This window comes from Pseudomonas sp. IB20 (assembly GCF_009707325.1).
Taxonomy (GTDB): domain Bacteria; phylum Pseudomonadota; class Gammaproteobacteria; order Pseudomonadales; family Pseudomonadaceae; genus Aquipseudomonas.
In genome coordinates, this window is record NZ_CP046103.1 from 5095178 (window position 1) to 5119235 (window position 24058).

At 61.3% G+C, this 24058-nt stretch carries 23 protein-coding genes and 2 pseudogenes; 14 read left to right on the top strand and 11 right to left on the bottom strand.

Features of this window, described 5'->3' with window-relative positions:
• The first annotated feature begins 443 nt into the window (after positions 1-443).
• On the top strand, positions 444-1838 hold the full coding sequence (argH, locus tag GJU48_RS23840) for an argininosuccinate lyase (RefSeq protein WP_094948753.1): 1395 nt from the start codon (positions 444-446) through the stop codon (positions 1836-1838).
• Positions 1839-1954: 116 nt separating this feature from the next.
• Here the strand turns inward: argH and GJU48_RS23845 are convergent, their stop codons facing one another.
• Positions 1955-2614 (bottom strand): glutathione S-transferase family protein, encoded by a 660-nt coding sequence (locus GJU48_RS23845; protein ID WP_094948752.1) that lies wholly within the window; start codon positions 2612-2614, stop codon positions 1955-1957.
• 125 nt (positions 2615-2739) lie between these two features.
• On the opposite strand from GJU48_RS23845, the gene GJU48_RS23850 reads away from it, so the two are divergent.
• The 3 genes from GJU48_RS23850 (at position 2740) to GJU48_RS23860 (ending at position 6439) form a co-directional block, all read left to right on the top strand.
• Positions 2740-3024, top strand: a complete 285-nt coding sequence (locus GJU48_RS23850; RefSeq protein WP_094948751.1) for a hypothetical protein — start codon at positions 2740-2742, stop codon at positions 3022-3024.
• Positions 3025-3175: 151 nt separating this feature from the next.
• On the top strand, positions 3176-3430 hold the full coding sequence (locus GJU48_RS23855; protein WP_014720451.1) for a TIGR02647 family protein: 255 nt from the start codon (positions 3176-3178) through the stop codon (positions 3428-3430).
• Between the two features lie 168 nt (positions 3431-3598).
• Complete coding sequence (locus tag GJU48_RS23860; protein ID WP_094948750.1) at positions 3599-6439, top strand: class I adenylate cyclase; 2841 nt, start codon at positions 3599-3601, stop codon at positions 6437-6439.
• 11 nt (positions 6440-6450) lie between these two features.
• On the opposite strand, the gene rnk is transcribed toward GJU48_RS23860, so the two are convergent.
• The 3 genes from rnk to cyaY form a co-directional block, all read right to left on the bottom strand.
• Positions 6451-6861, bottom strand: a complete 411-nt coding sequence (rnk, locus tag GJU48_RS23865) for a nucleoside diphosphate kinase regulator (RefSeq protein ID WP_094948749.1) — start codon at positions 6859-6861, stop codon at positions 6451-6453.
• Positions 6862-6992: 131 nt separating this feature from the next.
• On the bottom strand, positions 6993-7211 hold the full coding sequence (locus GJU48_RS23870; RefSeq protein ID WP_094948748.1) for a DUF1289 domain-containing protein: 219 nt from the start codon (positions 7209-7211) through the stop codon (positions 6993-6995).
• A 2-nt stretch (positions 7212-7213) separates the two neighbouring features.
• On the bottom strand, positions 7214-7546 hold the full coding sequence (cyaY, locus tag GJU48_RS23875; RefSeq protein WP_094948747.1) for an iron donor protein CyaY: 333 nt from the start codon (positions 7544-7546) through the stop codon (positions 7214-7216).
• 238 nt (positions 7547-7784) lie between these two features.
• On the opposite strand from cyaY, the gene lptM reads away from it, so the two are divergent.
• Genes lptM through GJU48_RS23905 form a run of 6 tightly spaced genes read left to right on the top strand, consistent with a single transcriptional unit; the run spans position 7785 to position 12367 of the window.
• Positions 7785-7952 (top strand): LPS translocon maturation chaperone LptM, encoded by a 168-nt coding sequence (gene lptM, locus GJU48_RS23880; RefSeq protein ID WP_017845169.1) that lies wholly within the window; start codon positions 7785-7787, stop codon positions 7950-7952.
• Between the two features lie 9 nt (positions 7953-7961).
• Positions 7962-9209: a diaminopimelate decarboxylase gene (gene lysA, locus GJU48_RS23885; RefSeq protein ID WP_094948746.1), complete on the top strand. Its 1248-nt coding sequence runs from the start codon at positions 7962-7964 to the stop codon at positions 9207-9209.
• Between the two features lie 3 nt (positions 9210-9212).
• On the top strand, positions 9213-10043 hold the full coding sequence (dapF, locus tag GJU48_RS23890; RefSeq protein WP_094948745.1) for a diaminopimelate epimerase: 831 nt from the start codon (positions 9213-9215) through the stop codon (positions 10041-10043).
• Between the two features lie 13 nt (positions 10044-10056).
• A complete protein-coding gene (locus GJU48_RS23895) occupies positions 10057-10773 on the top strand; it encodes a DUF484 family protein (RefSeq protein ID WP_094948744.1) in 717 nt (238 codons plus the stop codon).
• 2 nt (positions 10774-10775) lie between these two features.
• Positions 10776-11675 (top strand): tyrosine recombinase XerC, encoded by a 900-nt coding sequence (gene xerC, locus GJU48_RS23900; RefSeq protein ID WP_094948743.1) that lies wholly within the window; start codon positions 10776-10778, stop codon positions 11673-11675.
• Positions 11672-12367: an HAD family hydrolase gene (locus GJU48_RS23905; RefSeq protein ID WP_094948742.1), complete on the top strand. Its 696-nt coding sequence runs from the start codon at positions 11672-11674 to the stop codon at positions 12365-12367. Before xerC ends, GJU48_RS23905 begins: the two co-directional genes overlap by 4 nt.
• Positions 12368-12564: 197 nt before the next feature.
• On the opposite strand, the gene sutA is transcribed toward GJU48_RS23905, so the two are convergent.
• The 4 genes from sutA to glnK all read right to left on the bottom strand — a co-directional run bounded on the left by sutA (position 12565) and on the right by glnK (position 15347).
• Positions 12565-12894, bottom strand: coding sequence for a transcriptional regulator SutA (gene sutA / locus GJU48_RS23910; protein WP_094948735.1), 330 nt, complete (start codon positions 12892-12894; stop codon positions 12565-12567).
• Between the two features lie 101 nt (positions 12895-12995).
• Entirely contained in the window at positions 12996-13421 is a 426-nt protein-coding gene (locus GJU48_RS23915; protein WP_065938004.1) for a secondary thiamine-phosphate synthase enzyme YjbQ, read from the bottom strand.
• Between the two features lie 211 nt (positions 13422-13632).
• Complete coding sequence (locus tag GJU48_RS23920; RefSeq protein WP_094948734.1) at positions 13633-14973, bottom strand: ammonium transporter; 1341 nt, start codon at positions 14971-14973, stop codon at positions 13633-13635.
• Positions 14974-15008: 35 nt separating this feature from the next.
• Complete coding sequence (glnK, locus tag GJU48_RS23925; protein ID WP_002555808.1) at positions 15009-15347, bottom strand: P-II family nitrogen regulator; 339 nt, start codon at positions 15345-15347, stop codon at positions 15009-15011.
• 421 nt (positions 15348-15768) lie between these two features.
• Between glnK and GJU48_RS23930 the strand changes: the two genes are divergently transcribed.
• Both GJU48_RS23930 and GJU48_RS23935 read left to right on the top strand, forming a co-directional pair.
• Positions 15769-16032, top strand: a complete 264-nt coding sequence (locus tag GJU48_RS23930; protein WP_094948733.1) for an accessory factor UbiK family protein — start codon at positions 15769-15771, stop codon at positions 16030-16032.
• Positions 16033-16246: 214 nt separating this feature from the next.
• A pseudogene (locus GJU48_RS23935) lies at positions 16247-17725 on the top strand (YifB family Mg chelatase-like AAA ATPase); the annotation flags it as partial.
• A gap of 21 nt (positions 17726-17746) precedes the next feature.
• Here the strand turns inward: GJU48_RS23935 and GJU48_RS23940 are convergent.
• Positions 17747-18316, bottom strand: a pseudogene (locus GJU48_RS23940) (TetR/AcrR family transcriptional regulator); the annotation flags it as partial.
• Positions 18317-18429: 113 nt separating this feature from the next.
• On the opposite strand from GJU48_RS23940, the gene GJU48_RS23945 reads away from it, so the two are divergent.
• Complete coding sequence (locus tag GJU48_RS23945; protein ID WP_155296085.1) at positions 18430-19401, top strand: ABC transporter six-transmembrane domain-containing protein; 972 nt, start codon at positions 18430-18432, stop codon at positions 19399-19401.
• Here GJU48_RS23945 and GJU48_RS23950 read toward each other — a convergent pair.
• A complete protein-coding gene (locus GJU48_RS23950; RefSeq protein WP_155296086.1) occupies positions 19298-21313 on the bottom strand; it encodes a methyl-accepting chemotaxis protein in 2016 nt (671 codons plus the stop codon). The genes GJU48_RS23945 and GJU48_RS23950 overlap by 104 nt on opposite strands.
• A gap of 175 nt (positions 21314-21488) precedes the next feature.
• Positions 21489-22409, bottom strand: coding sequence for a LysR substrate-binding domain-containing protein (locus GJU48_RS23955; RefSeq protein ID WP_094948726.1), 921 nt, complete (start codon positions 22407-22409; stop codon positions 21489-21491).
• A gap of 137 nt (positions 22410-22546) precedes the next feature.
• On the opposite strand from GJU48_RS23955, the gene GJU48_RS23960 reads away from it, so the two are divergent.
• A complete protein-coding gene (locus GJU48_RS23960) occupies positions 22547-23950 on the top strand; it encodes a NorM family multidrug efflux MATE transporter (protein WP_094948725.1) in 1404 nt (467 codons plus the stop codon).
• Positions 23951-24058 lie beyond the last annotated feature (108 nt).

The following is a 24058-nucleotide window of genomic DNA, read 5'->3' on the forward strand; positions in this document are numbered from 1 at the left end:
GCGTCACAGCGATCCACGCTAAGACTAGTGCGAGCGGCAAAAAGTGCCCCGGCAGCGGCACCCATATTTACCCGGACCTGTTCAATTGCGCCCAAGACCTGCTGCCTTCGGGCATCGTCGTAGGGTTTGCTGATACACAATCCGAATACCCCCGTTTTTAAATGGCTAGTCAGGGATATGACCGCATCACCCGACTTTGGTGCATTCACGCTCTATCAGTGCAACTGTAGACGCTCGCTGAGACGATATTGCTCAATCGTCAAATATCGTTTCAATTAACGCCTCCCTCCAGTCTCTTCCCGGATGCGTTCGGCGGCAAGGCACTTAGCCATCCTTCGCACAAATAAAAATGCCGACCACCCGCAGCATCGCCTGCGCAGGCAACCCTGTTATTATCGGCGGCACACCTCCACGCCTCTTTTAAGCAGATCACGAGCGAATCCATGAGCACCGACAAGACCAACCAGTCCTGGGGCGGCCGCTTCAGTGAACCCGTCGACGCCTTCGTCGCGCGCTTCACCGCCTCCGTCACCTTCGACCAGCACCTGTACCGCCACGACATCATGGGCTCGATCGCCCACGCCACGATGCTGGCCAAGGTCGGCGTGCTGACCGACGCCGAGCGCGACAGCATCATCGATGGCCTGACCACCATTCGCGGTGAGATCGAGGCCGGCACGTTCGACTGGCGCGTCGACCTGGAAGACGTGCACATGAACATCGAGGCCCGCCTCACCGATCGCATCGGTGTGACCGGCAAGAAACTGCACACCGGTCGCAGCCGTAACGACCAGGTAGCGACCGATATCCGCCTGTGGCTGCGCGATGAAATCGACCTGATCCTGGCCGAAATCACCCGCCTGCAACAAGGTCTGCTGGAACAGGCCGAGCGTGAATCCGGCACGATCATGCCCGGTTTCACCCACCTGCAAACTGCGCAGCCTGTGACCTTCGGCCATCACCTGCTGGCCTGGTTCGAAATGCTCAGCCGCGACTACGAGCGCCTGGTGGATTGCCGCAAGCGCGCCAACCGCATGCCGTTGGGCAGTGCCGCATTGGCCGGCACCACGTACCCGATCGACCGCGAGTACACCGCGCAGTTGCTGGGTTTTGACGCTGTGGGCGGCAACTCCCTGGACGGCGTGTCCGACCGTGACTTCGCCATCGAGTTCTGCGCCGCCGCCAGCATTGCGATGATGCACTTGTCGCGGTTCTCCGAAGAACTGGTGCTGTGGACCAGCGCGCAATTCCAGTTTATCGAGCTGCCGGACCGCTTCTGCACCGGTAGCTCGATCATGCCGCAAAAGAAAAACCCCGACGTGCCCGAACTGGTACGTGGCAAGAGCGGCCGCGTATTCGGCGCGCTGATGGGCCTGCTGACCTTGATGAAAGGCCAACCGCTGGCCTACAACAAGGACAACCAGGAAGACAAAGAGCCGCTGTTCGACGCCGCCGACACCCTGCGTGATTCGCTGCGTGCGTTTGCCGACATGATCCCGGCGATCAAGCCCAAGCACGCGATCATGCGTGAAGCGGCCTTGCGCGGGTTCTCTACCGCGACCGACCTGGCGGACTACCTTGTACGCTGCGGCCTGCCGTTCCGTGACTGCCACGAAATCGTCGGCCACGCCGTGAAATACGGCGTGGACACCGGCAAGGACCTGGCGGAAATGAGCCTGGAAGAACTGCGCCAGTTCAGCGACCAGATCGAGCAGGACGTGTTTGCCGTGCTGACCCTGGAAGGTTCGGTGAATGCGCGCAATCACATCGGCGGCACTGCGCCGGCGCAGGTCAAGGCAGCCGTCGTGCGCGGCCGGGAACTGCTCGCCAGTCGCTAAAAGCTAAAAGCATCGCAGGCAAGCCAGCTCCCACATTGACCGAGTTCCACCTTTGGAATGCAGTCGAATGTGGGAGCGGGCTTACCCGCGATAGCGTCCTGAAAGGCGCCGAGAATTTACTTCTTGGCAGCAATCATCGCCATAAACGCCGGCATCGCCGCCTCCCTGTCCGCCGCCACTTTCTGGGCGTTGGGCATGCCATGCAAGCGCTCCAGCAACGCTTTAGCCTTCGGCAACTCAGCCAGCAAATCCACGCCAAACAGCTTCTCGCCCACACCACAGGCGAGGTTCACGCTGTACATAAAGTACAGATCGGCAATCGTAAAATTTTCCCCCGCCACATACGGCGCAAACTTGCCGTGCCTGCTTAAAGAGCTGACCCCTAACAGCAATTCGGCCTTGGATTTTTCCTTGACCGCCTCCGGCACCGGCATCCCGAAGAACGCCTCGGCGAAACACGCACGGGCAGGCAATTCGATGTACAGCTCGATTTCCCGGCACAGTGCCAGCACCTGAGCCCGCTGAAAAGGCTCGGCCGACAGCAGCGACGGGCCTTCCTGGGTGTGTTCGATGTACTCGAGGATCACGCTGGTTTCGTTGATAAACCCCTGCTTGACGCCCAGCACCGGCACTTTGCCGCGCGGGCTGACGGCCAGGGCTTCTGGCGTCTGGCCCGGGTAAAACGGCACCTCTTCAAACGGCAGGCCTTTCTCCAGCAGTGCCAGTTTGACCATGTTGTAGTAGTTGCTGACCGAAAATCCGTAAAGCTTGAGCATTGCGATGCCTCCAGGCCGGGTATGGGGTTGGCTGCAGAAGTTATAGTGCGTGCAGCCCCACCTGACCAGCAGCATCACCTGCCTGAATGGGGGTAAACTGACACCCTTTCCTTGAGGAGCCTGCCATGAGCGAGCCGACCGATATCGACAGCGACGAAGAAGAGTTCACCGAAAGTACGCTGACCCAGGTCATCGAAAACCAGATCGAAAGCGACAATCCACCTGCCGCCAAAGCCACCTTGAATAAGCTGACGCTGGTGGGTTACGAGCGCGAAGAGATTCTGCATCTCATGGCTCACGTGCTGGCCGTGGAAATCGACAAGATGCTGGACGAAGACCGCGCATTCAATACCGAATGGTACGAAACCGCGCTGCGGGCGCTGCCGCAATTGCCTCCGGAAAACGACTGAATCGAGCACCTTTGTGGCCGGGACGCCTGCTTCCTCGCCACAAACCTGCGCCATATCAAGACCCACGACTTTCTCACTGGACAGCCCGGCAAAGTGCGTTCACCTTATGCCCTGCTAGCCTCTAATAAATTTTAGAACGTCTGGAGTCCTTATGTCGTATACCCCTGAATTGGTTGCCGAACTGGAAATCCTTGTACTCTTCCCCTTGGACAGCACCAAGGAAGGTCTGAAAGTCCACCAGACCGCCGCTCCCACTGCCATCGCCGCGGCCAAGCGCCTCCATGCGAAAGGACTTATCGACCAGCCAGACGGGGGCTACCTGACCAGCCTTGGCCGGGACGCTGCAGAGCAGGCACAAACCCTGTTGACCATCCTGACCACCGCCAACACCAAAGAAGCTGCCTGACCTCTGATACCGCCCATGGAGTCCGCCCTCTGCGGATTCCGAGGGCGTTGCTGTGGACGACACAAAATTCTGACGCCGAAAACCATTTCCCTCTAAACCTCCTACGCTTGTGTCTGTAAACTCCCACATGGCCGCCCACGTCGGGCCCTGCGAGCCACCGAGTTCGACATGACCCGCACCCATGAAATCCGCCCCGACCTGGACGAAGGCATCGACCGCAAGGTGCTGACCCAGCTGCGTGCGCGGTTCATGGGCCTCAATGAAGGCCGCATGGCCCGGGCAGTCGAGGGCCTGACGCCGCGCCAGCAAAGCGTGCTGACCCTGTTGCCGCTGTTTTTCCACGTCAATCACCCGCTATTGCCGGGGTATGTCTCAGGCAGCACGCCGGCTGGGCTGTCGAATTTCGAACCCGACGCCCAAGCCCTGGCCGAAGCCCAACGCCTGACCCGCTCGTTTTCCTACAAGCAACGCCATGGCAACCCGCCCCGGCCGATCCACGGCTTGTTCCTAATGGGCAGCCTCGGCACCCTGGCCCAGGCCGATCAGAGCGATATGGACGTGTGGGTGTGCCACGCGCCTGACCTTGGCGAAGCGGAACTCGCCGAACTGCGCAAAAAATGCCAGCTGCTCGAAGCCTGGGCACTGACCATGGGGGCCGAGGCGCACTTTTTCCTGATCGAGCCGACGCGTTTTGTACTGGGTGAACGCGACACGCAACTGAGCTCCGACGACTGCGGCACCACCCAGCATTACCTGCTGCTGGATGAGTTCTACCGCACCGCCATCTGGCTGGCTGGGCGCACGCCGATCTGGTGGCTGGTGCCGGTGTACGAAGAAACCCGTTACGCCGAGTTCACCCACACGCTGATCTCCAAGCGTTTTATCCGCGCCGATGAAACCCTCGACCTCGGCCACCTGGCCAACATCCCACCGGGCGAGTTCATTGGTGCCGGGCTATGGCAGCTGTTCAAGGGCATCGAGTCGCCCTACAAATCGGTGCTCAAGCTGCTGCTGACTGAGGTTTACGCCAGCGAACACCCGAACGTGCACTGTTTGAGCCTGCGCTTTAAACGTGCCGTGTTCGCCAACCAGGTGGACCTGGACGAGTTGGACCCGTACATCGTGGTTTACCGCCGCATTGAGGAATACCTCAAGGCGCGCAACGAGCCTGAACGCCTGGAACTGGTACGGCGTGCGCTGTACCTGAAGGTCAACCGCAAGCTCAGCGCCGGCCAACGCGCCAGCGGCTGGCAACGCTTGTTGCTGGAGCGCCTGGCCCACGAATGGGGCTGGGACCAGCGCCAACTGGCCCTGCTGGACAGCCGCAGCCAGTGGAAAGTGCGCCAGGTCGCCTCCGAGCGCCGCGCGCTGGTCAATGAGCTCAATTACAGCTATCGCTTTCTCACCCAGTTCGCCCGCACCGAGCAGACCGTCAGCCTGATCAACAAGCGCGACCTCAATGTGCTGGGCCGGCGCTTGTACGCGGCGTTCGAACGCAAGGCCGGCAAGGTCGAGTTCATCAACCCCGGCATCGCGCCTGATTTGGCCGAAGACACCCTCACGCTGGTGCAATCACCCAATCGCAAGGAGCCGGGCCAGCACCATTGGGGCCTGTACAACGGCAACCTCACGGCGCTGGAATGGGAGCACTTCGCGCCGATCAAGCGCAGTCGCGACCTGTTGGAAATGCTCACCTGGTGCCACCGCAATGGCGTGATTGACAGCAGCACGCGCCTGGCGCTGCACCCGGGCGTCAGCGACATGACCGAATTCGAGCTGTTCAACCTGCTGGGCAGCCTGCAACAGACCATCGCCCTGCCCTTGACCAGCGTCGATGAGGAGCGTCTGTTGCGCTCGGCAGTGCCGGAAGAAGTGCTGTTGCTGGTCAACGTCGGCATCGACCCGCTCAAGCATCACCGCGACCTGAATATCCTGATGACCACCGAGCGCACCGACTCCCTGAGCTATGCCGGTGTGCGCGACAACCTGGTGCTGACCCTGGATCAGGTCACGCGCAACAGTTGGAACGAGGTGATGGTGAGCCGCTACGACGGCCCTCACGCGCTGCTCGACTGCCTGCGTGACTACCTCAACCAATTGCCGTCGGACCATTTGCCCCGCCTGCGAGTGCGCTGTTTCTGTCACAACCGTGCGCAGTTCATTGCCCAGCGCGTGGAAGAAATCTTCGATACCGCACAGAACCTGCTGCTCGGCCAGTCCAACCACCGCTACCTGTTGCAGGTACAGCAGCACTATCACGTGATGGAGCTGACGCCGGGCCAGGCCACCCATGTGTCACTGCCAACCCAGGACGCGCTGATCGCTTACCTCAGCGAAGAATTGGCCAGCTACAGCCCGCTGCACCTGGACGCCATGGCCTTGGAAGACCATGACCTGGCGTTGCTGCTACCGATGGGTTTGGCCGATTGCGTGCAAGTGTTCTACCGGGTCAATGAAGGCTTCGCCGAGCTATATGTACTCGATGAATTCAACGCGCTCTGGCGGCAACGCTTGCCGTTTCATGATGAGCAGAGCCTGTTGGCGCCGTTGCAGCGCTTCTTGCAGTCGATCATCTATCGCCGCGAAGCACTCTCGCCGCTGGACACACAGCAGCCGTTGGCCGAGGTGCAAACCTTGTATTACCAACTGTTGCCATCAGGCAGTAATCGCGCACGCGGCATCGAACCTCGCCCGTCACCGCAGAACCCGGCGAATAAGCCGTTTTATGACGTGCAGGCAATTATCGGCAAGGCGGCGCCCGGCCAAGTAGGCATCACCCTGTACTGCAATCAGCGGGAATTTTGCGAACTGGAGTTTGGCGACCAGCTGTTTGCAGTGGTCGCCCAGGAAATCGTCGGGCAGCGCCGGGAACCCGAGCGCTACCGCTGCTACATCACCGACCTGGACTTGTCCGGACTACTCGGTGATGTGCAAAGCCCGAGCAACTTGTACCTGCGCTACAAGGCCGAGTTGGAGCTGTCACTCAACAAAGCACTGAAACAAGTTTAAAGCGGCTCTTGTTACAGAGAGAATGCGCCGCCGTCTTTGGGCTGGCCTTCAACGCTGAGCAATTCAAGCTTGAGGGTCTTGCCACCCGGCGCCGGCCAATCGATGTGCTGGCCTACTTGCAGGCCGAGCAACGCACTGCCCACTGGGGCCAGGATCGAGATCTTGCCTTCGTCGGCATTCGCGTCCTTGGGGTAAACCAGGGTCAGGTGGTAGTCCTTGCCGCTGCCTTGCTCACGGCAATGCACGCTGGAGTTCATGGTCACGACGCTTGCAGGCACTTCATCGTGGCCAACCAGTTCTTCGGCACGATCGAGTTCGCGTTGCAGGGCTTCGACGCCCGGCGAGCCCTCGCCTACGCGGTCGATCAGTTGCTCCAGACGCTGCACGTCAAGACGGGTAAGAATGATGGAAGGTGCGGTCATGATTCAGGCAGACTCCTTTTTTCTGCACACAAAAGCAAAACCCCGCCAGAAAAAGGCGGGGTTCTCACGGACCTCGATGAGTTGAGGTGTACCCGGACACTACCACAGCGACACAAATAAACAAGACGGTCTCAGACGTGGCTCCGGCGCTGCTCGGCCTCGGCGCAGATCACCCGGCGCCGGGCATCGTCGGCGGAGCGCCATTCGCGGATGTCTTCCACATGACGGAAGCAGCCGAGGCAGACTTTTTGCTCGTCCAGTCGACACAAACTGATACAAGGTGACGGCACCGCCGGGCTGACATTGCTGAACAGCGGCTTCGGCGGGCGAACGGATGCAGGCTGGGTCACGATCAGATCTCGTCGAAGTCCAGGTCAGCGCCGGACTGTTCCTTCGTGAGGCGAGCGAGCATTTCGCTCAGCAGCTCCTCGGTGGTGTCGTGCGCCCAACGATTTTCCTCCTCGTCATAGTCGAAGTGAAAACCACCGGTACGTGCCGCCAACCACAGCTGACGCAGCGGCTCCTGGCGGCTGAAAATCAGTTGGGTACCGTTTTCAAACTTGACGGTCAGCACGCCGGCCGAGTTTTCCAGGTCCACGTCCAGGCCGCTGTCGTCGAAAATATCTTCCAGCGCCTGTTGTGTCGCATCCACCAGGTCGTGAAAACGGGCTTCGGTCAAACTCATTGTGGCAACCTCAAAAGTGTCTGGTTTTGCTCAAGCGCCGCACGATACGGGCGAGCCCCGCCGATTGCAAAGGATACCGATTTCATCACGAATGGCGGAATGAAATATCCCCATCAAGGGTAGGACGCTTCCTGACCGTCTCGGCAAACCCCCGTCGGACGGGTATTGCGGCGCATAGGCAAGCTGGCGGGTGGTCGGTATACTCGGGCGCAATTAATGCATATTCAAGGATTTCGCCATGAAGCGCCTGATCTCGTCCCTTGCTGCGCTCGTCGCGGTCGCTTGCCTCGTTAGTGCCTGTGGTCAAAAAGGCCCGCTGTACCTGCCCGATGACAGCAAAGACCCGAATGAACAGGCGCAATCGTCGCAAAAGCCGGCAAAAGCGCACAAGCACGACACCTATTAAGGGAAACTCATGGACGCTTTTAACTACCGGGACGGCGAGCTGTTCGCGGAAGGCGTGGCGCTGTCCGCGATTGCCCAGCGCTTTGGCACCCCGACTTATGTGTACTCGCGTGCGCACATCGAAGCCCAATACCGCTCCTTCACCGACCCGCTCAAGGGCGTTCCACACCTGGTGTGCTACGCGGTCAAGGCCAACTCCAACCTGGGTGTACTGAATGTCCTGGCGCGCCTTGGCGCCGGTTTCGACATCGTCTCCCGTGGCGAGCTGGAGCGTGTATTGGCTGCTGGCGGCACGCCTGACAAGATCGTCTTCTCCGGCGTCGGCAAGAGCCGCGAAGACATGCGCCGCGCCCTCGAAGTCGGCGTGCACTGCTTCAATGTCGAATCCACCGACGAGTTGGAGCGCCTGCAGGTGGTCGCTGCCGAAATGGGCGTTCGCGCGCCGATCTCCTTGCGCGTCAACCCCGACGTTGACGCCGGCACCCACCCGTACATTTCCACCGGTCTCAAAGAGAACAAGTTCGGCATCGCCATTGCCGACGCCGAGGATGTGTACATCCGCGCCGCCCAACTGCCGAACCTTGAAGTGCTGGGTGTCGACTGCCATATCGGCTCGCAACTGACCACCCTGCCACCGTTCCTGGATGCGCTCGACCGCCTGCTGGCGCTGACCGACCGCCTGGGCGAGTGCGGCATCTACCTGCAACACATCGACCTCGGTGGTGGTGTGGGCGTGCGTTATCGCGATGAAGAACCACCGCAGATCGCTGACTACATCCAGGCCGTGCGCGAGCGCACCGAAGGCCGCGGCCTGACCCTGATGTTCGAGCCGGGCCGTTATATCGTCGCCAACGCGAGCGTGCTGCTGACCCAGGTCGAGTACCTTAAGCACACCGAGTACAAGGATTTCGCCATCGTCGACGCGGCGATGAACGACCTGATCCGCCCGGCGCTGTACCAGGCCTGGATGGATGTGACTGCCGTCAAGCCACGTACTGGCGAAGGCCGTAACTACGACATCGTCGGCCCTATCTGCGAAACCGGCGACTTCCTGGCCAAGGAGCGTCAGCTGGCCCTGGAAGAAGGCGACTTGCTGGCCGTGCACTCGGCCGGAGCCTACGGGTTTGTCATGAGTTCCAACTACAACACCCGCGGCCGTGCCGCCGAGGTGCTGGTGGACGGTGATCAAGCGTTTGAAGTGCGTCGCCGCGAGACGGTAGCCGAGTTGTATGCTGGCGAAAGCCTGCTGCCGGAGTAAGCCATGCTGCTGCGTTTTACCAAGATGCACGGGCTGGGCAACGACTTCATGGTCCTCGACCTGGTCAGCCAACACGCGCACATCCTGCCCAAACACGCGAAACAGTGGGGCGACCGTCACACCGGCATTGGCTTCGACCAGTTGCTGATCGTCGAGGCGCCGAGCAACCCGGACGTGGATTTCCGTTACCGGATCTTCAACTCCGACGGCTCCGAAGTGGAACAGTGCGGCAACGGTGCGCGCTGCTTCGCACGCTTTGTGCTGGACAAGCGCCTGACCGCCAAGCGCCAGATTCGGGTCGAGACCAAGAGCGGCATCATCGAGCTGGATATTCGCAGCGACGGCCAGATCAGCGTCAACATGGGCGCGCCACGCCTGGTGCCGGCGGACATTCCGTTCCAGGCCACCGAGCAGGCCACCCACTACGCGCTGGACGTTGAGGGCAAGACGGTGGACATCGCCGCCGTGTCGATGGGCAACCCCCACGCCGTGCTGCGCGTCGACGACATCAATAACGCCCCGGTGCATGAGCTTGGGCCGAAAATCGAACATCACCCGCGCTTTCCGGCACGGGTGAATGTGGGGTTCCTGCAGGTGATCGACCGTTCCCGCGCGCAATTGCGTGTGTGGGAGCGCGGCGCCGGCGAAACCCAGGCTTGCGGCACCGGCGCTTGCGCTGCGGCCGTGGCCGCGATCAGCCAGGGGTGGATGGATTCGCCGCTGCTGATCGACCTGCCCGGCGGACGTTTGTCCATCGAATGGGCAGGCCCTGGCCACCCGGTGATGATGACCGGGCCGGCCTCGCGCGTATACGAAGGACAGGTCCGTCTATGAGTGAGCAAATCTAATGACCGATAAGCCTCAAGTACCCGCCGAAGCGTCCCCGAGCGAAAGTCTGGAGGCCGCTGCTGTCGCGGCGTACCTTGAGGCTAACCCGGACTTCTTCACCCAGCACGAAGAACTGTTGCCCGCGCTGCGCATCCCTCACCAGCGCGGCGATACCGTGTCCCTGGTGGAGCGGCAGATGAAAATTCTGCGTGAGCGCAATATCGAAATGCGCCACAAGCTCTCGCACCTTATGGATGTGGCCCGCGATAACGACCGTCTTTTCGACAAGACCCGTCGCCTGATTCTTACCTTGATGGACGCCACCAGCCTGGAAGAAACGGTGATCGCCGTGGAAGACAGTCTGCGCCAGGACTTCCAGGTGCCGTTTGTGAGCCTGATCCTGTTCAGCGACAACGCGATGCCGGTGGGTCGCTGGGTCAGCGGCGGCGAAGCACAAACCGCCATCGGCGGCCTGCTCTCGGAAGGCAAGACCATCAGCGGCACCTTGCGCGAGCATGAGCTGGACTTCCTATTTGGCGCCGAACAGCGCAAGCAGATCGGCTCCACCGCCGTGGTCGCCCTCAGCCATCAAGGCCTGCACGGCGTATTGGCCATCGCCAGCCGTGACCCGCAGCACTACAAAAGCTCAGTGGGCACACTGTTCCTGACCTACATCGCCGAAGTGCTGGGCCGCGTATTGCCGCGCTTCACCACTGCCCTGCGCGCGGTGCGCTAGCCATGGAACGGCAACTGGACGCTTATTGCGCTCACCTGCGCAACGAGCGCCAGGTGTCGCCCCATACGCTGGAAGCCTATCGACGGGACTTGAACAAGGTCCTGGCGTACTGCGAAAAACAACAGATCGCCAGCTGGAAGGCCTTGGATATCCAAAGCCTGCGCAGCCTGGTCGCGCGGCTGCACCAGCAAGGCCAGTCCTCGCGCAGCTTGTCGCGGCTGCTGTCGGCGGTGCGCGGCCTGTATCACTACCTCAACCGCGAAGGCCTGTGCGACCACGACCCGGCCAACGGCTTGGCCCCGCCCAAGGGCGAACGGCGCCTGCCCAAGACCCTGGACACCGATCGCGCCCTGCAATTGCTCGACGGCGCCGTCGAGGATGACTTCCTCGCCCACCGCGACCAGGCCATCCTTGAGCTGTTCTATTCCTCGGGCCTGCGCCTGTCGGAGCTGACCGGCCTGAACCTCGACCAACTGGACCTGGCGGACGGCTTGGTGCAGGTACTCGGCAAGGGCAGCAAGACCCGCGTGCTGCCGGTCGGCCGCAAGGCTCGGGAAGCCTTGCAACTATGGTTGCCGCTGCGGGCATTGGCCAACCCGGTGGACGATGCCGTATTTATCAGCCAGCAAGGCCGACGCCTGGGGCCACGGGCCATTCAAGTACGGGTCAAGGCTGCGGGCGAGCGTGAGCTGGGGCAGAACCTGCACCCACACATGCTGCGTCACTCTTTTGCCAGCCACATGCTCGAATCATCCCAGGACCTGCGCGCGGTGCAAGAACTGCTCGGCCACTCCGACATCAAGACCACGCAGATCTACACCCACCTCGACTTCCAGCACCTGGCAACGGTGTACGACAGCGCCCATCCACGGGCCAAACGCATCAAGGGCGGCGACTCATGAGTATCAAGCTGATCACCTTCGACCTGGACGACACACTCTGGGACAACGTACCGGTCATCATCGGCGCCGAAGCGTCGATGCGCGAGTGGCTGGCGGTGCACGCCACCAAGGTCGGCGACTTGCCCTTGGAGCACTTCGCCAGCCTTCGCCAGCAGGTACTGGAGCGCCATCCTGAGCTCAAACACCGCATCAGCATCCTGCGCCATCGGGTACTGATGCATGCGTTTGAAGAGGCAGGCTATCCACAGCCTGAGGCCACGCAAATGGCAGACGTGTGCTACGAAGCGTTCATACATGCCCGACACCAACTCACGCCATTTCCCGAAGCCGAGCCGATGTTGCAGGCGCTGCGCCAGCATTTCCTACTGGGCGTGATCACCAATGGCAACGCTGACGTGCAGCGCGTGGGCCTGGCGGACTATTTCCACTTTGCCCTGCGCGCCGAAGATATCGGCATTGCCAAGCCGGATGCGCGGTTGTTTCAAGAGGCGCTGCAACGCGGCGGTGTGGACGCCAGTCAGGCGGTGCATATCGGGGATCACCCAGGCGATGACATCGCCGGGGCGCAGCAGGCAGGGCTTCGCGCGGTGTGGTTTAACCCGACGGGTAAGGCTTGGGAGGCGGATAAGCGCCCGGATGCGCAGATTCGTAACTTGGCGGAGTTACCAGCGCTGCTGAACAGCTGGACGTAACGCAAAACCTAATGTGGGCGCTGGCTTGCTTGCTCACACATATAACGGCGCTTCTGAGGATCGTCACGCACCGTCGAAGTGGGGGAACAAGTGGGGGAACAAATCGAGTTAAAAGCCTAAAGCCTAACGCTGCTAGGCCCGCATGCAAAAAAAGCCCGCAGCGACGGCGGGCTTTTTCTTACAAGCGAGAGCTGACCTCAGATAGGTCGGCTGCCGTACTTGTTATCCGGCTTCTTCGGTGGGTCTGCCACCACGTTGGCCTCGACTTCCTGCACTTTGCCGCCTTTAGCGAGGAATTCTTCCATCGCACGGGCCAGCGCATCGCGCTCTTTGTTCTTGGCTTCAACGCTCGGCAGCTCATCTACCGAAACAGCGGCCTTGGCTTTGCCTTTGGCTACTTTGACAGGCGCGTCATCGCCACCGTCATCGCCTTCGTCAGGACCGTCTTCAGCAGCTGCCGCGTCAAGACTATCGTCAGTCTCGTCGTCTACTTCAAGTTCGTCGTTTTCCAGATCATCGTCGCTCATGTTCTACCTCATGACTTGCGAAAAGCAGATTAGTTATAGCCCAGCTTCGCCCTCTGTCGAGGTTGCCGGAAAAAAATCACATCCACTGGATAACCAGTGGCTTATGCCCCATCACCGTGCAAGGTGGCGAGGACTTTACGAGCACCGCCATGATCACGGTGCTCGCCCAGATAAACACCTTGCCAGGTCCCTATCGCCAAGCGGCCGGCCTTGACCGGCAAACTCAGCTGGCAGCCCAGGAGACTGGCCTTGAAGTGCGCCGGCAGATCATCCGGACCTTCGTCGTTGTGTTCGAACCCTGCACGCCCTTGCGGCACCAGCGAGTTGAAAAAACGCTCGAAGTCACGGCGAACCGCCGGGTCGGCATTCTCGTTGACCGTCAACGAGGCCGAGGTGTGCTGCAGCCACAAATGCAACAGGCCCACACGGCACGCCTTCAATTCAGGCAAGCCGGCGAGCAACTCATCCGTTACCAAGTGAAAGCCCCGGGGCTTGGCCCGTAGGGTAATCAGGGTCTGTTGCCACATACAGTTCTCCGCCCATCGGCGCGCATTCTAGCGCGCTCAGGGAAAAAACAAAGTGCCGAATACGCCTACATGCATGTAAGACTTTTGCACGATGAAAAGTACCGCGTGCGCCCCATCACAAACGCGGAGCAAAAACCGGTACAGCTTCCTATCACTGACAAACGCCAGGCAAAAAAATGCCCGGCAAGCCGGGCACCTTTTTTTCGCGTACTTACAAGTTGTAACCGCGCTCGTTGTGTTGCGCCAGGTCGAGGCCCACGGCCTCTTCTTCCTCGGTAACCCGCAGGCCCATGACCGCATCCAGCACCTTGAGGATGATGAAGGTCACGATAGCCGTGTAGATCACGGTGAAGCCCACGCCTTTGCACTGGATCCAGACTTGCGCCGCGATGTCAGTGGTCGCCGCGTTGAAGCCGCCCATGGAAGGCGCAGCGAACACGCCGGTCAGGATCGCGCCGAGGATACCGCCGATACCATGCACGCCGAAGGCGTCCAGCGAGTCGTCGTAGCCCAGTTTGCGTTTCAGGGTAGTGGCGCAGAAGAAGCACACCACGCCCGCCGCCAAACCGATCACCAGGGCGCCCATTGGGCCCACGGTGCCGGCAGCCGGGGTGATGGCAACCAGACCCGCCACCACACCCGAGGCGATGCCCAGTGCGCTTGGCTTACCGTGGGTGACCCACTCGGCGAACATCCAACCCAGCGCCGCAGCAGCGGTAGCGATCTGGGTGACCAGCATGGCCATACCGGCAGTGCCGTTGGCCGCAGCAGCGGAACCGGCGTTGAAGCCGAACCAGCCGACCCACAGCATGGCCGCACCCACCAGGGTGTAACCCAGGTTGTGAGGCGCCATTGGGGTGGTCGGGAAGCCTTTGCGCTTACCAAGCACCAGGCACGCCACCAGGCCAGCCACACCGGCGTTAATGTGCACCACGGTGCCGCCTGCGAAGTCCAGCACGCCCCAGTCGCCCAACAACGAACCCGGACCGCCCCACACCATGTGGGCAATCGGTGCGTAGACCAGGGTGAACCAGACGCCCATGAAGATCAGCATCGCGGAGAACTTCATACGCTCGGCGAAAGCACCGACGATCAGCGCAGGAGTAATGATGGCGAACGTCATCTGGAAGGTGACGAACACCGCCTCAGGGAACAGCGCCGCAGGGCCGGTGATGCTCGCCGGGGTCACACCCGACAGGAACAGTTTGGACAGGCCGCCCACGAACGAGTTGAGGTTGACGACGCCTGCTTCCATACCGGTGGTGTCGAACGCCATGCTGTAGCCGTAAACGAACCACAAGATGGTGATCAGGCCGGTGATGGCGAAGCACTGCATCATCACGGAAAGAATGTTTTTGGAGCGAACCATGCCGCCGTAGAACAGCGCCAGGCCCGGAATGGTCATGAACAGCACCAGCGCGGTGGATGTGAGCATCCACGCCGTGTCGCCGGAATTGAGGACTGGAGCAGGGGCTGGGTCCGCCGCCAATGCCAAGGCCGGCATTACGAGGGACAACAGGGCTCCTAGCCCTGCGAATTTACGCAGAGTCATATTGTTTTCTCCTGGGGCGTTGGGGGTTTGGCGGCTTAGATTGCGTCGGTATCGGTTTCGCCGGTACGGATGCGAATAGCCTGTTCCAGATTGACCACGAAGATCTTGCCGTCACCGATCTTGCCGGTGTTGGCCGCCTTGGTTATCGCCTCGATAACCCGGTCAAGATCCTTGTCGTCAATGGCGACATCAATCTTCACCTTTGGCAGGAAATCGACCACGTATTCCGCGCCGCGATACAGCTCGGTGTGACCCTTCTGCCGCCCGAAGCCTTTGACCTCAGTAACGGTAATGCCCTGCACGCCGATCTCGGACAGTGACTCGCGTACATCGTCCAACTTGAACGGCTTGATGATGGCAGTGACTAGCTTCATGAAAACTCTCTCCCGAATTGGTGGACTTGCCCCAGGAAAACAAACCCGTCTCAAGTCTAAGCGCAGTGCCTGGCTTTGTAACGCGTCGTCGCCTCGGCAGTTGCCGTTACGACGCCAGCGAACCACTGGTGACGAAACCTGTACCCCTGATCCGTCGGCGCACTGCATTCGTCACAGCGACTGCATCAGTGCATGGGTCATGATCGTCTAAGCAGAAACCTTGCCAGCTCCGTAAAAACCACTGAAATCAGTCCTTTGCCCACTTATGCCCACCTGCGGGGCGTATTCGCGGCTGCAATGCGCACAAAAACAGTGCATCGCCGCCCGAGCCTCTGCGCGAAAAGCGTGCGCCCGCGGCCGTGAAAGGACTATAGACGCTGCGTGATACACTGCCCGCCAACAGTTTTCCGGAATATTTCCCATGCTCGCGCCCAAAGACCTCCTCGACGCCCTGAGCGGCCACGCCTCTCGCCTGTTCAGCGGCGACACCCCGCTGCCCCGCAACGAAATCGAAAGCCAGTTCAAGGCGCTGCTGCAAAGCGGCTTCAGCAAACTCGACCTGGTAAGCCGGGAAGAGTTTGACAGCCAAATGGTGGTGCTGGCCCGCACGCGTGCGCGGTTGGAGAGCCTGGAGGCTAAAGTGGCGGAGTTGGAAGCCAAGTTGACGCCGCCGTCTGCTGAATAAACGCGGTCAGTGTGGGAGCTGGCTTGCCTGCGAAAGTATCGCCTCAGTCTGCCTGATACACCGAGGCGTCTGCATCGCAGGCAAGCCAGCCCCCACGTAAAGCTCTGCGAACGACTCCGGATACGTTCTGTAAAACCTCCCCCACTTCGCTCTTCCCCGCCTCGTCTACCCTTGAAAAACCCGCAGGAAGCGGCCTCTCTTTCAAGGAACGAGCATGTCCCTCGCCATCGTCCACAGCCGCGCCCAAATTGGCGTCGAAGCCCCTGCCGTCACCGTCGAAGTGCATATGGCCAATGGTCTGCCGTCCCTGACATTGGTGGGCCTGCCGGAAACCGCCGTCAAGGAAAGCAAAGACCGCGTGCGCAGCGCCATTCTCAACTCGGCGCTGCAATATCCAGCCCGGCGCATCACCCTCAACCTCGCGCCCGCCGACCTGCCCAAGGACGGCGGGCGGTTTGATTTGGCGATTGCCCTCGGGATTCTGGCAGCCAGTGTGCAGGTGCCGGCATTGATGCTCGATGACGTGGAATGCCTGGGCGAGCTGGCACTGTCGGGCGAAGTGCGAGCAGTGAAAGGCGTGTTACCGGCAGCGCTGGCGGCGCGCAAGGCCGGACGCACCGTGATAGTGCCTCGGGCGAATGCCGAGGAGGCGTGCTTGGCGTCGGGGTTAAAGGTGATTGCGGTGGATCACTTGCTACAGGTGGTGGCGCACTTGAATGGGCATGTGCCGATTGAGCCTTACAAGTCCGATGGCCTGCTGTACTTGAATAAACCCTATCCAGACCTTAGCGAAGTACAAGGGCAGTTGGCGGCTAAGCGCGCGCTGCTGATTGCGGCAGCAGGCGCGCATAACCTGCTGTTTAGCGGGCCACCTGGCACCGGCAAAACCTTGCTCGCCAGCCGCTTGCCCGGTTTGCTGCCGCCGTTGAGTGAACAGGAAGCCTTGGAAGTGGCGGCGATTCAGTCGGTGGTCAGCCTCGCGCCGCTGAGCCATTGGCCGCACCGCCCGTTTCGCCAGCCGCACCATTCGGCGTCGGGGCCGGCACTGGTGGGCGGCGGGTCAAAACCGCAACCGGGGGAAATCACCCTCGCCCATCATGGTGTGTTGTTTCTGGATGAGTTGCCGGAGTTCGATCGCAAGGTCCTGGAAGTGCTGCGCGAACCGCTTGAGTCGGGGCATATCGTGATTTCCCGCGCGCGTGACCGGGTGAGTTTCCCGGCACGCTTTCAACTGGTGGCCGCCATGAACCCCTGCCCTTGCGGCTATTTGGGCGAACCCAGTGGACGCTGTCGGTGTACGCCGGAGCAGATCCAGCGCTATCGCAATAAACTCTCAGGGCCGTTGCTGGACCGGATCGACTTGCACCTGACCGTCGCCCGGGAAACCACGGCACTTAACCCGGCCCAACAGCCTGGCGATAACACGGCGAAGGCCTCGGCTGAGGTTGCCGAAGCCCGCGAGCGCCAACTAAAGCGCCAGGGCTGCGCCAATGCCTTCCTTGATCTGCCCGGGCTACGCAAACATTGCCAACTGGCGAAAGCCGATGAAAGCTGGCTGGAAAGCGCCTGCGAGCGGCTGACGTTGTCGTTGCGAGCGGCTCACCGTTTGCTCAAGGTGGCGCGCACGCTGGCCGACCTTGAGCGGGTTGAGCACATCACTCGGCATCATTTGGCCGAGGCATTGCAGTACCGGCCTGAGGGTGGAGTAGGCGCGCAAATCCAGCAACAGCCTCGCCACTTCCATCACCTCATCCAACACCGACTCCGCCGACTCGGTGGAGGGATTCAGCATCAGGTCATCGGCATAACCCATCGCCATCGCGAAGATCTGCCGGGCAGCGCGCTGGGGCGAATCACACCGGAACACGCCAGCGGCGACGCCCTGTTCGATCACCTCGGCGAGCATGCCTTGCCATTGGGCGTTGATCACCAAATACGCCTGGGCCATTTGCGGGTCGTGCATCGCCTCGTCCCAGGCGTCCAGCCACAGTGCCCAGCCGGCATCGGCGGTACACGGCAGGCAGTCGCGCAAGAAACCCACCAGCGCCTCAAGCGGCGGCAAGCCCACCAGCGGCGCGCGCACTTCATCCAGTTGCTCATTGGCAAAACGCACAAAGGCTTCGCGGCGCAGTTCATTCCAGTCGCTGAAGTAGTGGTAGACGTGGCTGCGCGACAGGCCGGCATGTTCGGCCAAGTCGCGGGTGGACACATCGGCAAACCCCTTGCTGCGAAACAGTTCCAGGGCAGCGGCGATGATCTGGTCTTTACGGTCGATACGCGACATGGGCAATTCCTTCAGGCGCCGGTAGATAAACGGCGCTTGCTTTTTGAGCGATCGCTCAAGGATACTTGAGCAGTCGCTCAATAATAGCGTCTATCACTCCTTTGGTGCACCCCATGTCATCCGCCACCCCGAAAATTCTGATCGAAGAAAGCAAGAAAATCGGCCAACAGTCCGCCAGCCAGACGTTGAAAGCCATCGCTCGGGCTTATCCCGGCAAGCTGTTCTGCACCTTGTCGCTGGTTGCGCTGGAGAATGCGCTGCTGCTGGCGTACCCGCTGTTTGCCGGGTTCGCGGTGGATTCAATTATCCGTGGCGATGCCGGCAGCGCGTTGTTCTACGCCGCCGTAGTCTTGGCGTTCTGGGTCGTCGGGGCGGCGCGTCGGGCGTTGGACACGCGCACGTTCACGCGGATCTATGCCGACCTCGCGGTGCCGGTGATCCTCAATCAGCGCCTGCAAAACCACAGCACCTCACGGGCTGCGGCGCGGGTGGTGCTGGCGCGGGACTTTGTCGACTTCTTCGAAAAACACGTGCCGATCATCGCCACGGCGTTGGTGTCGATCGTCGGCGCGGCGGTGATGTTGTTGGTGATCGAACCGTGGATCGGCCTGGCATGCCTGACCGCGTTGCTGTTGTGCACCACCTTGCTGCCACGCTTTGCACGGCGCAATCAGGAGCTGCATGAACGCTTGAACGACCGCCTGGAGAAGGAAATCGGCCTGGTGGAAAAGGTCGGCGCACAGACCTTGCAGCGCCATTATCAAGTACTGTCGCGCCTGCGCATCTGGCTGTCTGACCGCGAAGCCGCCGCGTTCCTGTTTATCGGTACGCTGGCAGCCTTGCTGTTTGTGGTGGCGATCAGTCAGTTGGCGTTGTCACCGGCGGTCAAGGCCGGCCACGTGTACGCCGTGATGACTTACCTGTGGACCTTCGTCAGCAGCCTGGACGAGGCGCCAGGTATGGTCGATCAACTGGCGCGCCTCAAGGATATCGGCAAGCGCGTGGACCCAGGCCTAGGCGAGTGTCGAACCGGTCTACTTCATGCCGCAAACCTGCCGCCAAGGTCTCCAGCTCCTTGGCGGTAATCGCCAGGTTCGACACCACTTCACGCTGCTCGCTGTTGGCCAGCGCAATGCTCTGCAAGTTGCTGCTCAGCAAGGTCGCGGTGCTGCTCTGCTCTTGGGTAGCGGTGGTGATCGCCGCAAATTGCTGACCCGCCGAGCGGCTTTGCTCGTCGATCCGCGCCAGGGCCGAAGCCACGTCGGCGTTGAGCGACAGGCCTTCCTGCATCAACACGTTGCCGTGTTCCATGGTGCTGATGGCGTTGCCGGTTTCCTGCTGGATGCTTTGGATCATCCCGGAAATTTCATCGGTGGCCTGGCGGGTGCGCGAGGCCAGGTTGCGCACTTCGTCGGCGACCACGGCAAAACCGCGGCCTTGTTCACCGGCGCGGGCGGCTTCGATAGCCGCGTTGAGCGCCAACAGGTTGGTCTGTTCGGCAATCGAGGTGATCACACCCACGATCCCGCCGATTTCCTGGGAGCGCTGGCCCAAGGTATTGATCACCGTGGCCGTGCTGTTCAGCGCGGTGGCGATATGTTCCAGCGACGACGAGGCCTCTTGCATCGAGGTCCGGCCGATGCGGGTTTGCTGCGCGTTTTCCTGGGCCAACCGCTCGGTGTTGCCCATGTTGTCGGCGATGTTCAGCGAGGTGGCGCTAAATTCTTCCACCGCGCCGGCCATGCTGGTGATCTCGCCGGACTGCTGCTCCATGCCTTCATAGGCGCCACCCGACAAACCGGACAACGCCTGGGCACGGCCGTTGACCTCTTCGGCGGCCTTGCGGATATGCGAGACCATGGTCGACAGCGCTTCACCCATCTGGTTGAAGCTGCGCGCCAATTGGCCGATTTCATCATGGCTGGACACATTGAGACGCGCGCTCAAATCACCCGCGCCGAGGGCTTCGGCTTGGCGTACCAAGTCACTCAGCGGCTGCAATTTGCTGCGCAGCAACCACACCGCCGCGCCTACCGCCAGCAACATCGCCAGCACGCTGCCGATCACCAGTCGAATACCCACCGCCCAGGTCACTGCGCGGATTTCGGACTTCGGCATGCTCGCCACCACCGCCCACGGGCCGCCGTCGAACGGTACCGAGACACTGTAGAAATCTTCGTTCTTGTCGCTCCAGAAGCTGCCTTTGCCTGGGTTCTTGGCCAGGTCGAGCATCACTGGGATCGCCTGGTCCAGCGCCTGCACGCCGGCCGGTGGCACCAGCCAGTGTTTCTGTTCGTCCAACAAGGCCAGGGAGCCGGTCTGGCCGATACGGAAGCGCTTGAGGTTATCGAACTGGGCCTTCTGCGCGTCGGTGTAGTCGAAACCGACAAACAGCACCGCAATCACCTTGCCGGCAGCATCGCGCACAGGGGTGTACTGGGTCATGTAGGAGCGGTCGAACAGCACAGCACGGCCGACATAACTCTGCCCGGCGAGCAGCCGTTGATAAGCCGGATGCTGGTGGTCCAGGGCCGTACCGATGGCGCGACTGCCGTCTTGTTTGGTCAGGGATGTACTGACGCGAATGAAGTCTTCGCCGCTGCGCACGAATACGGTGGCCACTCCGCCGGAGGTGTCCTTGAATTCATCGACCTCATCGAAATTGTTGTTCAACAGGTCGAGGCCCAAGAACAGGCTCGGTGTCTGTACGCCAGCCACCGTGACCTGCTGCTCCCCACGCACACTCAAACCGGCGCCGAAGCGCTTTTCAAACAGCCCGCTCAAACGCTGGGTACTTTCGCGCAAGGTGCTGTGGAAGGTATTGAGTTGGTCAGCAAGCAAGCGCGCCTCGCTGGCCAGGTGCTCCTCGCGCGTGTCGAGGTTGGCAGAGTCGAGGGAACGCAGGGCGAAAACCGTACTGCCGCTGATAACGACAGCCAGAATCACGGCGAGTGCGAGGCCTAACTGGGAGGCAATCCGAGCACGAGGTTGAGACATGACAGCTCCTGGCCGAGGCCAGGATCATCCTGATCTCTTAGCGCTGCTCGGCAAATTATCGGGTGGGAAACGTTGGCACGGTGCGTTCCAACACACCTTCTTCGGCGGGCGCGGGCAATACTTGAGCGATTCACAGGGGTATCGCGCAAACGATTGCACAAAGGTGTGTAGCGCCTCAGTCGAGGCGCTCGACCTGGGGTAATTCCATGGCCTTGACCTCACCCTGGAGAAACTCCGCCAACCGCCGTAAGCGCTCACCGCCGGGACGGGTTTTAGGCCACACCAAATAGTAATTTTCCCCACTCGCCACCGCTGTCGGCCACGGCAGGCTCAATCGCCCCTGGGCCACGTCTTCGGCCACCATCAGCAGGTCGCCCATAGAGACGCCGTACCCGCGCGCGGCAGCGATCATGCCCAATTCGAGGGTGTCGAACACTTGCCCGCCCTTGAGCGACACCTGGGACGACAGCCCCATGCGCTCGAGCCAATTGCGCCAGTCGCGGCGGTCGGGCGTTGGGTGCAGCAGCTCAGCGGACGCCAGGCGTGTGACATCCCAGGGCCCGTCTTCCAGCAGGTTCGGTGCGCCCACCGGGATCAGCAGCTCGGGGAACAGGTAGCTGGCCTCCCAGTCCGCCGGAAAATGCCCGTAGCTGAGCAATACCGCGCAATCGAACGGCTCCTGGTTGAAGTCCACTTCATCCACGCTCATCCACGCACTGGTCAGTTGCACCTCATTGCCCGGCTGCAACGCCCGGAAGCGGCTGAGGCGCGCCAGCAACCAGCGCATGGTCAGGGTCGATGGCGCTTTCATGCGCAGGATGTCGTCTTCGGCATTCAGGGTATGACAGGCCCGCTCCAAGGCGGCGAAGCCCTCACGCACACCGGGCAGCAGCAGGCGCGCCGCTTCGGTGAGCTGCAGGTTGCGGCCGCTACGCTGGAACAGGCGGCAGGCGAAATGCTCTTCGAGCGTGCGGATATGCCGGCTGACGGCACTTTGCGTGATCGACAGTTCCTGCGCCGCCCGGGTGAAGGAGTTGTGCCGTGAGGCTGCCTCGAATGCGCGCAGGGCATAAAGCGGGGGGAGACGACGTGGCATAAATGAACCTGCGACAGGGCAATACCGAACCCTACCATGAGTTTTAATCATGTAAACGATCGCTTTTATCCTTTTGTGTAATGCGTCAGGAGCGCCGAGAATCAACCCTTTCCCAACCCTTCGACTTTTTGAGCGTGATGATCATGCAGCCTCCGGTGCGTACTGAACTCTGGGCCATTCTGCGGCTGTCAGGGCCGTTGATTGCCTCACAGTTGGCGCACATGCTGATGGTGCTGACCGACACCCTGATGATGGCCCGCCTGAGCCCCGAAGCCTTGGCCGGTGGCGGCCTGGGCGCGGCGAGCTATTCGTTCGTGGCGATTTTCTGCATCGGCGTAATTGCCGCCGTCGGCACCCTCGTGGCCATCCGCCACGGCGCGGGCGACATCGAAGGCGCCACCCGCCTGACCCAGGCCGGGCTTTGGCTCGCCTGGCTGATGGCCTTGGTGGCCGGCTTGCTGCTGTGGAACCTCAAGCCGGTGCTGCTGATGTTTGGCCAAACCGAAACCAACGTGCACGCGGCGGGGCAATTCCTGACCATCCTGCCGTTCGCCCTGCCCGGCTACCTGAGCTTCATGGCGTTGCGCGGCTTTACCAGTGCCATCGGCAAGGCCACGCCGGTGATGGTGATCAGCCTGTGCGGCACGGTGCTCAACTACTTCCTCAACCATGCGCTGATCGAGGGCATGTTCGGCCTGCCGAAACTCGGTTTGATGGGCATCGGCCTGGTCACGGCCATTGTCGCCAACGGCATGGCCCTGGCGCTGATGTGGTACATCCGCAGTAACCGGGCGTATGCGGCCTACCCACTGAGTTCGGGCCTGCTGCGCCTCAACACCCAGTATCTGCGCGAGCTGTGGCGCCTGGGCCTGCCGATTGGCGGCACCTACGCGGTGGAAGTCGGCTTGTTTGCCTTCGCCGCGCTGTGCATGGGCACCATGGGCAGTACGCAATTGGCGGCGCATCAGATTGCCCTGCAGATTGTTTCGGTGGCGTTCATGGTGCCGGCGGGGATGTCGTACGCGATCACCATGCGCATCGGCCAGCATTACGGCGCCGGGCAGTTGCTGCAGGCGCGCATGGCGGGGCGGGTTGGTATCGGCTTTGGCGCGGTGGTGATGTTGGGATTTGCGGCAGTGTTGTGGCTGTTTTCCGATGCGCTTATCGGGTTATTTCTCGACCATAACGACCCGGCGTTCCATGACGTTATCGTCCTGGCCGTCAGCTTGCTGGCCGTAGCCGCGTGGTTTGAGTTGTTCGACGGTGTGCAGACCATCGCCATGGGCTGCATCCGTGGGCTGAAAGATGCCAAGACCACCTTTCTGGTGGGCTTGGGCTGCTATTGGCTGATCGGCGCGCCGGCCGCGTGGTTGATGGCGTTCACCCTCGGCTGGGGGCCGACCGGCGTGTGGTGGGGCTTGGCGCTAGGCCTGGCGTGTGCGGCAGTCAGCCTGACGTGGGCGTTTGAGGCGAAGATGAAGCGGATGATTCGCCGGGAGCCGGAAATACAGCCTGTATTCCAAGCCATGCAACCTGACTAATAGGATGTACTCGGTCAATGTGGGAGCTGGCTTGCCTGCGATGGCAGGCACCTCGGTGTGTCAGGCATAACCAGGTGATGCCATCGCAGGCAAGCCAGCTCCCACAGT

Bases quoted from the DNA above. Each gene is read 5' to 3' on its own strand.
- GJU48_RS23960 (WP_094948725.1), top strand. From the start codon at position 22,547: ATGATCATGCAGCCTCCGGTGCGTACTGAACTCTGGGCCATTCTGCGG.
- GJU48_RS23915 (WP_065938004.1), bottom strand. From the start codon at position 13,421: ATGTGGCAACAGACCCTGATTACCCTACGGGCCAAGCCCCGGGGCTTT.
- glnK (WP_002555808.1), bottom strand. From the start codon at position 15,347: ATGAAGCTAGTCACTGCCATCATCAAGCCGTTCAAGTTGGACGATGTA.
- lptM (WP_017845169.1), top strand. From the start codon at position 7,785: ATGAAGCGCCTGATCTCGTCCCTTGCTGCGCTCGTCGCGGTCGCTTGC.
- xerC (WP_094948743.1), top strand. From the start codon at position 10,776: ATGGAACGGCAACTGGACGCTTATTGCGCTCACCTGCGCAACGAGCGC.
- GJU48_RS23945 (WP_155296085.1), top strand. From the start codon at position 18,430: ATGTCATCCGCCACCCCGAAAATTCTGATCGAAGAAAGCAAGAAAATC.
- cyaY (WP_094948747.1), bottom strand. From the start codon at position 7,546: ATGAGTTTGACCGAAGCCCGTTTTCACGACCTGGTGGATGCGACACAA.
- GJU48_RS23845 (WP_094948752.1), bottom strand. From the start codon at position 2,614: ATGCTCAAGCTTTACGGATTTTCGGTCAGCAACTACTACAACATGGTC.
- GJU48_RS23860 (WP_094948750.1), top strand. From the start codon at position 3,599: ATGACCCGCACCCATGAAATCCGCCCCGACCTGGACGAAGGCATCGAC.
- sutA (WP_094948735.1), bottom strand. From the start codon at position 12,894: ATGAGCGACGATGATCTGGAAAACGACGAACTTGAAGTAGACGACGAG.
- argH (WP_094948753.1), top strand. From the start codon at position 444: ATGAGCACCGACAAGACCAACCAGTCCTGGGGCGGCCGCTTCAGTGAA.
- GJU48_RS23905 (WP_094948742.1), top strand. From the start codon at position 11,672: ATGAGTATCAAGCTGATCACCTTCGACCTGGACGACACACTCTGGGAC.
- GJU48_RS23850 (WP_094948751.1), top strand. From the start codon at position 2,740: ATGAGCGAGCCGACCGATATCGACAGCGACGAAGAAGAGTTCACCGAA.
- GJU48_RS23920 (WP_094948734.1), bottom strand. From the start codon at position 14,973: ATGACTCTGCGTAAATTCGCAGGGCTAGGAGCCCTGTTGTCCCTCGTA.
- GJU48_RS23895 (WP_094948744.1), top strand. From the start codon at position 10,057: ATGACCGATAAGCCTCAAGTACCCGCCGAAGCGTCCCCGAGCGAAAGT.
- GJU48_RS23950 (WP_155296086.1), bottom strand. From the start codon at position 21,313: ATGTCTCAACCTCGTGCTCGGATTGCCTCCCAGTTAGGCCTCGCACTC.
- GJU48_RS23930 (WP_094948733.1), top strand. From the start codon at position 15,769: ATGCTCGCGCCCAAAGACCTCCTCGACGCCCTGAGCGGCCACGCCTCT.
- lysA (WP_094948746.1), top strand. From the start codon at position 7,962: ATGGACGCTTTTAACTACCGGGACGGCGAGCTGTTCGCGGAAGGCGTG.
- rnk (WP_094948749.1), bottom strand. From the start codon at position 6,861: ATGACCGCACCTTCCATCATTCTTACCCGTCTTGACGTGCAGCGTCTG.
- GJU48_RS23855 (WP_014720451.1), top strand. From the start codon at position 3,176: ATGTCGTATACCCCTGAATTGGTTGCCGAACTGGAAATCCTTGTACTC.
- GJU48_RS23955 (WP_094948726.1), bottom strand. From the start codon at position 22,409: ATGCCACGTCGTCTCCCCCCGCTTTATGCCCTGCGCGCATTCGAGGCA.
- dapF (WP_094948745.1), top strand. From the start codon at position 9,213: ATGCTGCTGCGTTTTACCAAGATGCACGGGCTGGGCAACGACTTCATG.